Here is a 12,549-nt window from a genome sequence, read left to right as displayed (position 1 = left end):
GCCTAAAAATTCCTCAGTTTTTCAATAAGTTGGGACTCAAAAAAATCAAATGACGGTATCCCGCGTAGGCCAGCAAAACTAATGGTTCGCTGCGCTACCAAAGGGCGCTGCCGATGTGGATTAAACTTAGCTAAAGCACGCCCTTGTTTTCCCGACGCGATAACTAGTGTTTCGAAGAGTATTCCTTTTGGATCAGGCAACGACTCCCAATTGCGCTTCGCGGGCAAATTCAACGCCATACTTCCGTTACGATTTTCCGCAGCCGACCTAATCGCCACTTCATCAGACAACAGCCAAGCCTCCGTCATTCTGACGGGAACTATCGGAACGTACAACACATCTACCTTGGCACATGCTCTTTCGATTTCGTGAAGCCGAAGTTCCGTTGGCTCACCTTCAGCATCACGGTGAACAAATAAAAGACTGCACGGATACATCTTTATAGCAGCGGGAACTCTCTCAAGCAATGTACGATCACTGGTTTCCAGTCCCGCCGCTGCCTGCCCCAAAATGCCGAGGTCCGGCCTATGTTCAGCGATCAGCCATTCAACAATTGGCATCAGCGCAGCGTCAGAGCTTCCGTCGGAAAGTAAGGTATAACGAAGCACTTTCATCAAGTTTCGCTATCCAAAAAACTCATCTGATGAACGAATTCCTGCCTTATGTTTAGTCTGTCAGCAACCCCTTTTTCTGACACGTCGTCTTGTGCCAAGTAAGCCATTAATGCACCAAAACCAACTGGCTTCGCGGCACCTTCGGAATCCACGTAGGCATCCCTCCATGTGTTCTGAATCGAGTTAAAGGTCGATAACGATGCCCCGTCACGTCGATAGGCCTGAGACACAATCAGATTGTCCGCTTTTAACCGCTCTATGACTAATGGTGAATGCGTATTGATGATAATTTGGCGCAACGGATTATCAGGCCCAACAGGGTAACGCGAGTCTACCGCCATTTGGTTGAGCAGCTCCACAATCGCAGGTATCCGTGCCGGGTGAATACCATTCTCAGGCTCCTCTAGGCATATCACGCCTCCCGCTTCCGCATCCGCACCGATAATTGAAAGCGCTAGGAATCGAAGCGTACCATCCGATAGTGATCTTGCCTCATGCTTTATACCGCTTGTCGTTTCGAGATAGAGCGTCTTTAGTTGTCTCTTCTCGTCAACGTCGACGAAAACATTTGCAACATCTGGCAGCAGGTTCGCCAGTTGATTAGCAACATCTTCATTTTTCTTCAACCGATCCAACGCAGCGGGTAAGTGTTCCCCGGTGGCGGAGACGCTACTCACTGAGAGAAAGTCATCCGGCTTCCGCAGCGAACTCGACTCCAATTGCAAATTCACCCATGACTGCATCTCACGACGAGCAGCCAGCGCCGTCGGCCTGTCAATCGTATTGATATTGCTCAGGATGGTTCGCCCCGCCTTGGCAATTGGTATGCTAATTGGAGGGCCACTAGTTTGATCTTGACGGATTTTCACTACACCCCGTTCGTTTTCATCCATATAGATGAAGTCTATCTTGCTGCTTCCTTGGTAGATCGAGGTAAAAAACTCCTTCGACATATCAAAGCCGAGTTCGCGAACTGCCATGCCTTTCTGAATAAAGGTGAGCGACTCGGATGCCAGTTCGATACCTTCAGACGTGGACGACGTCGCAGCGATATACTTTAAAGCCAACTTGTATCGCAAATACGTTACCTTGGGCTTAGCTTGACGAGCAAAGTCATCCATGACCGTATCAGGAACAAGCAAATCGGCCTCAAATTCCATTATCTGCGCGTGATGCGTGGCAGTTTTAGTAAAAAGCGACGCGATATTTGCTCGCTGCTTCACTGAGTTGCGGATGTTGGTTGCCGCCTCGATGATTGGTAAATCAGCCAAATACTTTAGGAAAAGAATTGCATCGAACAGATTTGATTTGCCGACACCATTCACGCCAGCAATGCACGTGAAAGGACCAAAGCGAACTTCAACGTCCTCTAGACTCTTAAATCCCTTTACTCGTAATCGCGTCAGCATGATGAACTCCCTAGCATCTACTCACGAATTTGACCATTACCGAATACTACATACTTAAGCGATGTTAAACCTTCCAGGCCCACCGGGCCGCGTGCGTGCAGCTTGTCGTTGGAGATGCCGATTTCGGCGCCCAGGCCATACTCAAAGCCGTCCGCGAAGCGCGTGGAGGCGTTGACCATGACTGACGCCGAATCCACTTCACGCAGGAAGCGCATCGCCGCCGAGTGGTCTTCGGTGACGATGGACTCGGTGTGCTTGGACGAGTAGGTGTTGATGTGTTCCATCGCCTCGTCCACATCGGCGACCACCTTGACCGACAAAATCGCATCCAGGTATTCGGTCGACCAGTCTTCCTCGGTGGCGTCGGTCAGGTGCGGATAGCCGGCGAGGATCGCTTTCGCTTCGGCGTCGGCGCGCAGTTCCACTTCCTTGGTCGCATACAGCTTGGCCAGCTCCGGCAGCACGGTCGGGGCGATCGAGCGCGCCACCAGCAGCGTTTCCATGGTGTTGCAGGTGCCGTAGCGGTGGCACTTGGCGTTGAAGGCAATGTCCAGCGCCTTCTTCATGTCTGCCTTGCCGTCGATGTAGACGTGGCAGATGCCGTCCAGGTGCTTAATCATCGGCACCGTGGCTTCTTCCATCAGGCGCGCGATCAGGCCCTTGCCGCCGCGCGGCACGATCACGTCCACGTACTGCGGCATGGTGATCAGGGCGCCGACGGCGGCGCGGTCGGTGGTTTCCACCACTTGCACGCCATCGGCCGGCAGGCCGGCGCCTTCCAGGCCTTCCTTGACCAGTTTCGCCAGCGCGCGGTTGCAGTGGATGGCTTCCGAGCCGCCGCGCAGGATGGTGGCGTTGCCGCTCTTGATGCACAGGCCGGCCGCGTCCACCGTCACGTTGGGGCGTGATTCGTAGATGATGCCGATCACGCCCAGCGGCACGCGCATCTGGCCGACCTGGATGCCGGTCGGGCGGAATTTGAGGCCGGAGATTTCTCCGATCGGGTCAGGCAGCGCGACGATCTGACGCAGGCCTTCCACCATGGTGGCGATGGCTTTGTCGGACAACGCCAGGCGGTCCAGCATGGCCGGTTCCAGGCCGTTCGCGGCGGCGGCGTCCATGTCGAGCTTATTGGCGGCGCGCAGGGCGTCGGCGTCGCGTTCGATCGCATCGGCGATCAGCGACAACGCGCGGTTGCGCTGCGCGCTGTTGGCGCGGGCCATCGCGCGCGAAGCCTTGCGCGCCTGCTGACCCAGTTGTTCCATGTAGTGCTTGGTGTCCATCGTTGTCCTCTGCTCCGTCATTCCGGCGCAGGCCGGAATGACGGCGGTTATCAGCCGCGTGCGACTTTCAGGGCCAATTGCAGCATCGCGTCCCACGCGTCGCCCGCATGCGCTTTCGCGCGCAGGCCTTTAATCATCTTGTCCACTTGCGCGGCATCCTTCATTGCCGCTTCCAGCGTCGGCAGCGAAATGCGGCGCAGCGCCGGGTCCATCATGCGTTCCTTCGGCCCCCAGATGCGGTGCTCTTTCAGCAGCGCCCCCAGCGGCCGGCCTTGCGCCATGCCCGCCTTCAGCTTGAGCAGCGTGCGGATCTCGTCCGACACCGCCCACAGCACCAACGGCAGCGCCTCGCCCTCGCCTTTCAGGCCATCCAGCATGCGGATCAAGCGCGCCGGATCGCCGGCCAGCATCGCCTCACTGAGCTTGAACACATCATAGCGCGCCACGTTCAGCACCGCTTCATGCACCTGCTCGTAGGTCAGCTTGCCCGGCTCGTGCAGCAAAGCCAGTTTTTGTATCTCCTGATGGGCCGCAAGCAGATTGCCTTCCACGCGATCGGCGATGAAATCAATACTCTGCCGGTCCGCGCTCTGCCCTTGTTGGGCAAGGCGCTGGCCTATCCAATTGGGCAAATGCGCCCGTTCCACCTGCGGGATGTCGATATACACCGCCGCCTGCTGCAGCGCGGTCACCCACGCCGCCTTCTGCGTCTGCCAGTCCAGCTTTGGCAGCGTGATCAGCGTCAGGTTGTCCGGACTCAGATCCTTCACATAATTCTGCAGCGCCGCGCCGCCATCCTTGCCCGGCTTGCCGGTCGGGATGCGCAGTTCGATCAGCTTCTTGTCGCCAAACAGCGACAGCGCCTGATTGGCCGCCAGCAGTTCGCCCCACTTGAAGCTGCGCTCCACGGTCAGCACATCGCGCTCGGAATAGCCCTGCGCGCGCGCCGCCTTGCGGATTTTGTCCGCGGCTTCCAGCGCCAGCAAATGCTCGTCGCTGGTGATCACGTACAGCTGCGACAGCGATTTGCTCAAATGGCCGTCCAGCGCCTCCAACCGTAATTGCATGCGGCGCCTTTACTGGATCGGCACGGCCGGCGGAATCGTCGACGGCTGCGCCGATGGCTGCTTGTCGGCCGGCAGCGGCGCCGGCGGCAGCGACACGCCCGGGGTTTTCACGGCGGCGATGCGGCGCATCATCTGCTGTACCAGGTCGGTCTGCATGTCCTTGTACAGCAGCGCTTCTTCCTGCTCTTTTGCCAGCAGCTGGGTTTCGTTAAAGTCGATCGGGCGCGTCAGCGTGATCGTGGTGGGCCCCAGCAGCTCCGCGCCCTGCTTGTTCAGCACGCGGAACACGATGTTGTAAGTCAGCAGATACTGACGCACGCGGCCATTGCTGTTCAGCGACAGAATGGTTTTGGTCTTGGTCTTCTCGGGATTCGACAGCACGTCGATCACGCCGTCGGCATCCTTGGCCGAGTTGACCACCGTGGTGCCGCCGTTGGCGCGGATATTGCGCTTCAAATCGATCGCCAATGGCGACGACTCCGGCAGCCCCACGTACAGCGACGGGAACGGCAGCGTGTAATGGCCGCTGTCGCCGCGCAAATGGAAGCCGCAGCCCGACAGCGTCAGCGCCGCAGCCAGCACCGCCGCGCTCAAGAACTTCGAAGTCGTTGCCATATCTCTGCCTTACACCACGATGTTGACCAGTTTGCCCGGTACCACGATGACCTTCTTCGGCGTGCCTTCGATGAACTTCTGCACCGCCTCGTTGGCCAGCGCAGCCGCTTCGATGGCGGCCTTGTCGGCGCCCTTGGCCACCACCACGCTGCCGCGCAGTTTGCCGTTCACCTGGATCATCATTTCGATTTCCGACTGTTCCAGCGCGGCCGGATCCACCTGCGGCCATTGCGCGTCCAGGATGTCGCCGGCGTAGCCCAGCTCTTTCCACAGCACGTGGGTGATGTGCGGCGCGACAGGGTTCAGCAGGCGCAGGAAGATCGCATAGCCTTCCGACAGCACGGCCGCTTCCACGTCCTTGGCCGATTCCAGCGTGTTCAGCATCTTCATGCAGGCCGAGACCACGGTGTTGTACTGGATGCGCTTGACGTCGTAGTCAGCCTGCTGCAGTACCTTGTGCACTTCGCGGCGCAGGGTCTTGCCGGCGTCGCTGGCGGCAGCGGCGCTCAATGGCGAACCGGCGGCGGCGATGGCTTCACGCTGCGCGTAGCCGAAGTTCCACACGCGCTTCAGGAAGCGGTTGGCGCCTTCCACGCCGCTGCCCGACCATTCCAGCGTTTGCTCTGGCGGCGAGGCGAACATGGTGAACAGGCGCGCGGTGTCGGCGCCGTATTGTTCGATCTGCGCTTGCGGGTCGATGCCATTGTTCTTCGACTTCGACATTTTCTCGGTGCCGCCGATCTGCACTGGCTGACCGTCGTCCTTCAGCACCGCGCCTTGCGGGCGGCCCTTGTCGTCCAGGGTCAGATCGACGTCGGCTGGATTGAACCAGGTCTTCTTGCCGGCGGCGTCTTCGCGGTAGTAGGTTTCGTTCAGTACCATGCCCTGGGTCAGCAGGTTGACGAATGGCTCGTCGAATTTCACCAGGCCGAAGTCGCGCATGACTTTGGTCCAGAAGCGCGCGTACAGCAGGTGCAGCACGGCGTGTTCGATGCCGCCGATGTACTGGTCCATCGGCATCCAGTAATCATTGCGGCTGTCGACCATGGCATCGTTCGAGCCTGGCGAGGTATAGCGCATGTAGTACCACGACGAATCGACGAAGGTATCCATGGTGTCGGTTTCGCGGCGGGCCGGCTTGCCGCACTGCGGGCAATCGCATTTCAGGAAGGCTTCGTACTTGTTCAGCGGGTTGCCGCTGCCGTCCGGCACGCAGTCTTCCGGCAGCACCACCGGCAGGTCTTTTTCCGGCACCGGCACCGAGCCGCAATCGGCGCAGTTGATCATCGGGATCGGCGTGCCCCAGTAGCGCTGGCGCGAGATGCCCCAGTCGCGCAGGCGGAAGGTGATTTTCTTCTCGCCCAGGCCCTTGGCGGCCATGTCGGCAGCCACCGCATCCACCGCTTCCGCGTAGCGCAGGCCGTCGTACTTGCCGGAGTTGGTGACGATAGCCACTTCCTTGTCGCCGTACCATTCCTGCCAGGCGTCGTTCGAGAATTCCTGGCCTTCGGCCTTGATGACCTGCTTGATCGGCAGATTGTATTTCCTGGCGAAGGCGAAATCGCGCTCGTCGTGCGCAGGCACACCCATCACGGCGCCGTCGCCGTAGGTCATCAGCACGTAGTTGCCGACCCAGACTTCCACCTTGTCGCCGGTCAGCGGATGGGTGACGAACAGGCCGGTCGGCATGCCCTTCTTCTCCATGGTCGCCATGTCGGCTTCGATCACCGAACCCAGTTTGCATTCGGCGTTGAAGGCGGCCAGTTCCGGATTGGTTTGCGCGGCCAGGACGGCCAGCGGGTGCTCGGCAGCCACGGCGCAGAAGGTCACGCCCATCACGGTGTCCGGACGGGTGGTGAACACGTACATCTTGCCATCGTTGATCAGCTTGCCGTCGGCATCCTTGATCTCGTGCGGGAAGGCGAAGCGCACGCCGGTCGACTTGCCGATCCAGTTGGACTGCATGATGCGCACGCGCTCAGGCCAGCCTGGCAGCTTGTGGTCGACGTGTTCCAGCAGCTCTTCGGCGTAGTCGGTGATGCGCGCGTAGTACATCGGGATTTCGCGCTTCTCGATCACCGCGCCCGAGCGCCAGCCCTTGCCGTCAATGACCTGCTCGTTGGCCAGCACGGTCTGGTCGATCGGGTCCCAGTTCACGGTGCCGGTCTTTTTGTAGATGATGCCCTTTTCCAGCATCTTCAGGAACATCCACTGGTTCCACTTGTAGTATTCCGGCTTGCAGGCGGTCATTTCGCGCGACCAGTCGATGGCCAGGCCCATCAGCTCCATTTGCGAGCGCATGTGGGCGATGTTGGAATAGGTCCACTGCGCAGGCGGCACATTGTTGGCCATTGCCGCGTTTTCCGCCGGCATGCCGAACGCGTCCCAGCCCATGGGCATGAGGACGTTGTAGCCGTTCATGCGCAGGTAGCGGTACATCACATCGTTGATCGTATAGTTGCGGACGTGGCCCATGTGCAGCTTGCCCGATGGGTAAGGCAGCATGGAGCAAGCGTAGTACTTACCTTTCGGGAAGCGCGGATCGTTCTCGACAGCTTTGTAGGCGTCGATCGCCTTCCAGTGGGATTGAGCGGCTTTTTCTACGTCGGCGGGACTATATTTATCTTGCATGATCGGTGTACGGCCAAAAGTTGAATATGAACCGGACATTATACCGTTTCATTCCCCCGCTGAGCGCGTAACGCCGCAGCGACCTCAATCTGGCTGGTAGCGGTCGCTGGAAGATGACCATTCAGGCCGCTTTTCAGCCGGCACCATGGCCTGGTCGAAGCTCTCCAGCTGCTTCAGCGTGGCGCTGTCATAGAGGATTTCACGGCCCGCGAAGTGGCTGCCGCCGCAGTCGATGGCAATTCGGCTGCCGCCCTTCCAGAACCAGAAATCACGGATAAAGGGTTCGCACTTGATCGCGCGCGCCTTGCCGTCGCGGTATAGCCGCACCTCGTTGGCGCCGGCTTCGCCCTTGGCGTCGGCGGGCGCCATCACCAGCCAGGCGGCGCTGTTGCCATCGGGCGCCAGTTGCGGATTGATGGCGGAGCGCTTGCCAGCGATGTGCAGGTCCTTGCCGGCCGCCGTCACCAGGTGCACCTGGCCAGCATCGTCGACGTACACATCCTTGAACGCCGCCGCTTCCGCCTGCAGACTCAGCGCCAGCGCACTGGCCGCCAGCGCGATACGAATCCAGGCCATCCTTACTCTCCCAAATACTTGACGCGCCGCTGCGTGCCGTTGACTTCACCCTTGAGCCAGGCCGTGACCACCGCCTTGCCCGCGCCGAGAAAATTATCGATGTGATAACCCAGGATGGCGCTGCCCCGGTCATCCGCCCAGCGCTCGCCCACGCTTTCGATATGGACCTTGCCTTTTTTCGGGATCACGTGCGGATCAACCGCGATCGAATGGTTGGCGCTGACCGGATTGAATGAGCCTATTACACCATCGGCATAGGCGAATGTCACGCTCGACTGCGTATTGACGTAGTCCCGGTTGCCGCGCGCATTCCGGTGCCAGCCGCCTTCAAAGGACTGCAGGCGAATGTAGCGGCCGTCCGTGGCCTTGCCGGTACCCTGCATCGGCACGCCGGCGGCGCCAAAGAGAAAATCTTCCTTGTGCTTTTCATCCAGCCCGGTGCCGGCGACCAGCGCGCCTGAGAAATCGGCCTCGTCGCACACGTTATAGCCGGTGATCTTGAATTTTTCCTCGTACCACGCCTCTTTGAAAGTAACCCTGAACTCAGCCAGCGTGACGCCCTCGGTGGTGGTAGTGATGACCGCCTCGCCCTTTTCGCGGGTATCGATGGTAAACACCAGCTCGCCATTGTCGTCGGTCTTCGGGGGCACGGTCAGCTTGTCGCCGGGACGGCTCGATTTCAGCGCCAGTACATGCCCTGGCGCCGGCTTGCCGCCGGCATTCCGCACCAGCCGGGCTTTCAGCTTGAGGTGATACAGTACCTTGTTATTCAGGGTACGCGATGCCTTTTGAATGATCGGCAGGTTGTCACCGAGCTCATTGGGCACAATCGTGATCGAGCATAACAGCTCCTCGACCTGCACCTGGACCACTGAGTTGGTAACGGCATTGGTGACGGCAGTGCCCACCAGCAGGAATTCGGCCATGGTCAGCTCTTCAGGTAAATCTGTAATTGTTCGGCGGCGGCCGTCTTGATGCGCTGGGTCTTGCCGTTGGCGTCGGTGACGCCCTCCACTTCCTGGCCGCTGGCAGCCACGATTTTGTAGGTGGCGTTGGCCAGCGGTTTGCCCTGCTTGTCAACCAGTTGGAATTGCTCGTCGAAGGCGCTGGCTGCCAGCGCGGCCGCCGCCGCTGCAGCGGCGGCGGCCGCAGCCTTTGCCGTACTGGCAGCGGCAGCCCCGGCGGGCGCGCCGCCCCCTCCAGCTTCTACGGTATCGTTCTGCTGACTGGCAATCAGCACCGCGCCGCAGGAGGTTTTCATGCCCTCAACAGCGATATTTTTCCCCAGTACAAAAAAACTGGTTGCCCCCTCGACAATGGTGTGGGAGCCTGAACACTTGGGACAGCTAACCTTGTGGCCAACACCCGCGACGGGTTTGTCCATGCAGATAGTGTCCTGGTATCCCTCCAGCACAGTGCCATTGTGCGATGTTTTATCGCCCAGCCGGATGATCGCTTTTTCGCCCACGGTTGCCTTGTTCAATGCAAAATAAACATTATTGCCAGCTTACATCATCGGTAAAAAGCGCCGTGCACGATTCGCGCGTGGCATACTGTCCGGATGCATTACCGAGAATACCCACCCCACCCTGCCTTGGCCACCTACGTGGACTGCATGTGGGCGGCGCGTGCGCCGGCTTTGGCCCATGCGCACCGGGTGCTGCCGGATAACTGCGTCGACATTCTTTGGCAAGATGGCGGACAGCCAGGGTTTGCGGTGGGGATGATGTCGTCCTCCATCGTGGTCGCCAGCGTGCGGCCGGTGCGGACGCTGGCGGTACGCTTCAAGCCGGGTATGGCCGGGTTGTTCCTGGCGACACCGCTACAGGCGTTGACCGATCAGCGGGCCGACGTCGACGTGCTGTGGGGACGGAGCGATGCGGATCGGCTGGCCGATGCGCTGTGGACCAGTGACGCGCCCGAGCGCGCGCAACTGGCGCTGATTGAACAGGAGCTGGTGCGGCGGCTGCAGGCCGGCGGCGCAACGACTGGGCGCTCCGGTGGCCCGGCGCTGGTACAGCGGGCGTTGAAAGCGCTGGATGGCGGTGGCGGTGCGCTGCGCGTCGAACACCTGGCGGCCGGGCTGGGCGTGTCGCGGCAGCATCTGGCGGCGCAGTTCCGTGAGCATGTCGGCTTGTCGCCCAAGCTGTTTGCGCGGATTTGCCGCTTCCGCCACGCCACCGCCGCCATCAAGGCCGCCCCGGCCGACGTGCCGGACTGGGCACAACTGGCGCTGGAGTGCGGCTACTTCGACCAATCCCATATGATCCACGATTTCCGGGAACTGGCCGGCGCCACGCCCGAGCGATTCCATTTTTCCAATCCCGCCGCTGTCTGATGTGCCAAGATGATGTTTTCATCAACTGGAGACACACATGATCAAGGGACTGCGCACCGCCATCTACCCGGTGGCCGATCTGGCCGCCGCCAAGGACTGGTACATCCAAGTCTTTGGCGCCCAGCCGTATTTTGACCAGCCGTTCTACGTCGGCTTCAACATCGGCGGCTTCGAGCTGGGCCTGCTGCCGGACGGCGGCACGCCCGCCCAGGCTGGCGCACTGGTCTACTGGGGCGTGGACGATATCGAAGCCGAAGTCGCCCGCATCACCGCGCTGGGCGCCACCATCCACGGCGCCATCCAGGACGTCGGCGAAGGCATCCGCACGGTCGAACTGGCCGATCCCTTCGGCAACCTGCTGTGCCTCATCCTCAACCCGCACTTTGATTTAAAGGCGGTACGCTGAGATTGTGGGACAATACCGCCTCAGCAAATAACGAGGTAGTCCATGTCCCGCCGTAACGCCAATCTCATCAAAACGCCCGAGCAAATGGTTCAGGCCCGCGTCGCCGCCCAGCTGGCGGCCGATGTCCTGACCATGATCGCTCCCCACGTCAAGCCGGGCGTGACCACGGCCTACCTCGACAAGCTGTGCAACGACTACATCGTCAACGTGCAGCAGGCGATCCCGGCCAACGTTGGCTACGGCGGCTTCCCGGCCACCGTGTGCAGCTCGGTCAACCACGTGGTGTGCCACGGCATTCCATCGGAAACCCAGGTGCTGAAAAACGGCGACATCATCAACATCGACGTGGCCGTCATCAAGGACGGCTGGCACGGCGACACCAGCCGCATGTACTACGTCGGCGAACCGTCCAAGCCCACCCGCAAGCTGGTGGAAACCACCTACGCCGCCATGTGGGCCGGCATCCGCGCCGTCAAGCCGAAGGCCACGCTGGGCGACGTCGGCTTCGCCATCCAGACCGTGGCAGAGAAAGCCGGCTACAGCGTGGTGCTGGATTACTGCGGCCACGGCATCGGCCAGGTCTACCACGAAGATCCGCAGGTGACGCACTATGGCCGACCAGGGCAGGGCATGGTGCTGAAGCCGGGCATGCTGTTCACCATCGAGCCGATGATCAACGCCGGCAAGGCCGCAACGAAAGAATTGAGCGACGGCTGGACCGTCGAGACGCGCGACAAATCCTTGTCGGCGCAATGGGAGCACATGGTACACGTCACCGAAACCGGCTTCGAGGTGCTGACGCTGGCGCCCGGCGAAACCGGCGCCAAGGCCAATATTCCGAACGCGGTGCCGGCCGGGGTAGAAATCAGCGCAGGGTAAGTTTGAGGGCCGGCTTTTCGCCGTAATCTTCGTAGCGCTCGTTCAGGCCGGCCACGCAGTAGGTGACTTCTTCCAGGATGTCGGGCTGCATGACCGCCGCGTCCTTGATGACGATGTCGAGTACCTCATTCGGCTTGAGCTTGTACTTGCTCATGCTATCGTCATCGCGCAGATAGCTCAGGCAATCGACCCAGGCATCCATGGTATTGCCGTAGCTGTCGGGAAAGCCCATCGCGGCCTTGCATTCGGCGTGGAAGCTGTCGAAATCCTTGATCGCTGCGCCGTTCAGTTCTGCGGTAGCCATTTATTTCTTCTCCTTGGGGTCCGTGACGAAGCCCAATTTCGTTAATCCATTGCTTTGCGCCGCGGCCATCACCTGCGCCACCACTTCGTAGCGGGTGTCCTTGTCGGCACGCAGCTGCAGTTCCGGTTGCGGGTCCAGTCTGGCCGCCTCGATCAGGCGCGACTCCAGCGCGTCCTTCTCCACCGGATCGTTATTCCAGAAAACCTGGCCCTTGGCGTCGATCGACAGCGTGACGGTCGCCGCCGGCGCCGTTTGCGCGGCCGGGGCCTGCGCCTTCGGCAGCTCGAGCTGCACCGAGCCGGTGAACATCGGCGCGGCAAGGATGAAAATCACCAGCAGCACCAGCATCACGTCCACCATCGGCGTGACGTTGATGTCGGCCATCGGGCCGGGATTGCGGTGGTGATTGAATGCGCCGAAGGCCATG

Annotated in this window: 14 protein-coding genes; 3 read left to right on the top strand and 11 right to left on the bottom strand. The window is 60.4% G+C overall.

The window, feature by feature from the left end; translation table 11 throughout:
* Positions 1 to 2 precede the first annotated feature (2 nt).
* The 9 genes from ABDW57_RS00575 to ABDW57_RS00535 all read right to left on the bottom strand — a co-directional run bounded on the left by ABDW57_RS00575 (position 3) and on the right by ABDW57_RS00535 (position 9,678).
* Positions 3 to 617, bottom strand: a complete 615-nt coding sequence (locus ABDW57_RS00575; RefSeq protein WP_343728261.1) for a hypothetical protein — start codon at positions 615 to 617, stop codon at positions 3 to 5.
* Positions 614 to 2,023 (bottom strand): AAA family ATPase, encoded by a 1,410-nt coding sequence (locus ABDW57_RS00570; protein ID WP_343728260.1) that lies wholly within the window; start codon positions 2,021 to 2,023, stop codon positions 614 to 616. Before ABDW57_RS00570 ends, ABDW57_RS00575 begins: the two co-directional genes overlap by 4 nt.
* A gap of 17 nt (positions 2,024 to 2,040) precedes the next feature.
* A complete protein-coding gene (locus ABDW57_RS00565) occupies positions 2,041 to 3,345 on the bottom strand; it encodes a glutamate-5-semialdehyde dehydrogenase (RefSeq protein WP_343729095.1) in 1,305 nt (434 codons plus the stop codon).
* 11 nt (positions 3,346 to 3,356) lie between these two features.
* Positions 3,357 to 4,373 carry a DNA polymerase III subunit delta gene (holA, locus tag ABDW57_RS00560; protein ID WP_343728259.1) on the bottom strand — a complete coding sequence of 339 codons (1,017 nt, stop codon included), beginning with the start codon at positions 4,371 to 4,373 and terminating at the stop codon, positions 3,357 to 3,359.
* A gap of 9 nt (positions 4,374 to 4,382) precedes the next feature.
* The gene (gene lptE / locus ABDW57_RS00555) at positions 4,383 to 4,988 is read right to left on the bottom strand and encodes an LPS assembly lipoprotein LptE (protein WP_343728258.1); all 606 of its coding nucleotides are present in this window, start codon (positions 4,986 to 4,988) and stop codon (positions 4,383 to 4,385) included.
* A gap of 9 nt (positions 4,989 to 4,997) precedes the next feature.
* A complete protein-coding gene (gene leuS / locus ABDW57_RS00550; RefSeq protein WP_343728257.1) occupies positions 4,998 to 7,619 on the bottom strand; it encodes a leucine--tRNA ligase in 2,622 nt (873 codons plus the stop codon).
* A gap of 84 nt (positions 7,620 to 7,703) precedes the next feature.
* Positions 7,704 to 8,195, bottom strand: coding sequence for a hypothetical protein (locus ABDW57_RS00545; RefSeq protein ID WP_343728256.1), 492 nt, complete (start codon positions 8,193 to 8,195; stop codon positions 7,704 to 7,706).
* A gap of 2 nt (positions 8,196 to 8,197) precedes the next feature.
* The gene (locus ABDW57_RS00540) at positions 8,198 to 9,121 is read right to left on the bottom strand and encodes a 3D domain-containing protein (protein WP_343728255.1); all 924 of its coding nucleotides are present in this window, start codon (positions 9,119 to 9,121) and stop codon (positions 8,198 to 8,200) included.
* 2 nt (positions 9,122 to 9,123) lie between these two features.
* Complete coding sequence (locus ABDW57_RS00535) at positions 9,124 to 9,678, bottom strand: PAAR domain-containing protein (protein ID WP_343728254.1); 555 nt, start codon at positions 9,676 to 9,678, stop codon at positions 9,124 to 9,126.
* Positions 9,679 to 9,756: 78 nt separating this feature from the next.
* Between ABDW57_RS00535 and ABDW57_RS00530 the strand changes: the two genes are divergently transcribed.
* The 3 genes from ABDW57_RS00530 to map are packed head-to-tail and all read left to right on the top strand — an operon-like array spanning position 9,757 to position 11,818.
* Positions 9,757 to 10,533 carry a DUF6597 domain-containing transcriptional factor gene (locus ABDW57_RS00530; protein WP_343728253.1) on the top strand — a complete coding sequence of 259 codons (777 nt, stop codon included), beginning with the start codon at positions 9,757 to 9,759 and terminating at the stop codon, positions 10,531 to 10,533.
* Between the two features lie 37 nt (positions 10,534 to 10,570).
* Positions 10,571 to 10,939, top strand: a complete 369-nt coding sequence (locus tag ABDW57_RS00525) for a VOC family protein (protein WP_343728252.1) — start codon at positions 10,571 to 10,573, stop codon at positions 10,937 to 10,939.
* Positions 10,940 to 10,981: 42 nt separating this feature from the next.
* Positions 10,982 to 11,818, top strand: a complete 837-nt coding sequence (map, locus tag ABDW57_RS00520) for a type I methionyl aminopeptidase (protein ID WP_343728251.1) — start codon at positions 10,982 to 10,984, stop codon at positions 11,816 to 11,818.
* Here the strand turns inward: map and ABDW57_RS00515 are convergent.
* Together ABDW57_RS00515 and ABDW57_RS00510 are read right to left on the bottom strand one after the other, a co-directional pair.
* Positions 11,805 to 12,122 carry a barstar family protein gene (locus ABDW57_RS00515; RefSeq protein WP_343728250.1) on the bottom strand — a complete coding sequence of 106 codons (318 nt, stop codon included), beginning with the start codon at positions 12,120 to 12,122 and terminating at the stop codon, positions 11,805 to 11,807. The two genes, map and ABDW57_RS00515, sit on opposite strands and share 14 nt — an antisense overlap.
* Positions 12,123 to 12,548, bottom strand: a complete 426-nt coding sequence (locus ABDW57_RS00510) for a biopolymer transporter ExbD (RefSeq protein ID WP_343728249.1) — start codon at positions 12,546 to 12,548, stop codon at positions 12,123 to 12,125.
* Between the last annotated feature and the right edge of the window lies 1 nt (position 12,549).

Source organism: Duganella sp., assembly GCF_039595735.1.
Lineage (GTDB): Bacteria > Pseudomonadota > Gammaproteobacteria > Burkholderiales > Burkholderiaceae_D > Rugamonas.
This window is presented reverse-complemented; position numbering and strand designations above follow the sequence as displayed.

Bases quoted from the DNA above. Each gene is read 5' to 3' on its own strand.
- ABDW57_RS00570 (WP_343728260.1), bottom strand. From the start codon at position 2,023: ATGCTGACGCGATTACGAGTAAAGGGATTTAAGAGTCTAGAGGACGTT.
- holA (WP_343728259.1), bottom strand. From the start codon at position 4,373: ATGCAATTACGGTTGGAGGCGCTGGACGGCCATTTGAGCAAATCGCTG.
- lptE (WP_343728258.1), bottom strand. From the start codon at position 4,988: ATGGCAACGACTTCGAAGTTCTTGAGCGCGGCGGTGCTGGCTGCGGCG.
- leuS (WP_343728257.1), bottom strand. From the start codon at position 7,619: ATGCAAGATAAATATAGTCCCGCCGACGTAGAAAAAGCCGCTCAATCC.
- ABDW57_RS00545 (WP_343728256.1), bottom strand. From the start codon at position 8,195: ATGGCCTGGATTCGTATCGCGCTGGCGGCCAGTGCGCTGGCGCTGAGT.
- ABDW57_RS00540 (WP_343728255.1), bottom strand. From the start codon at position 9,121: ATGGCCGAATTCCTGCTGGTGGGCACTGCCGTCACCAATGCCGTTACC.
- ABDW57_RS00530 (WP_343728253.1), top strand. From the start codon at position 9,757: ATGCATTACCGAGAATACCCACCCCACCCTGCCTTGGCCACCTACGTG.
- ABDW57_RS00525 (WP_343728252.1), top strand. From the start codon at position 10,571: ATGATCAAGGGACTGCGCACCGCCATCTACCCGGTGGCCGATCTGGCC.
- map (WP_343728251.1), top strand. From the start codon at position 10,982: ATGTCCCGCCGTAACGCCAATCTCATCAAAACGCCCGAGCAAATGGTT.
- ABDW57_RS00515 (WP_343728250.1), bottom strand. From the start codon at position 12,122: ATGGCTACCGCAGAACTGAACGGCGCAGCGATCAAGGATTTCGACAGC.
- ABDW57_RS00510 (WP_343728249.1), bottom strand. From the start codon at position 12,548: ATGGCCTTCGGCGCATTCAATCACCACCGCAATCCCGGCCCGATGGCC.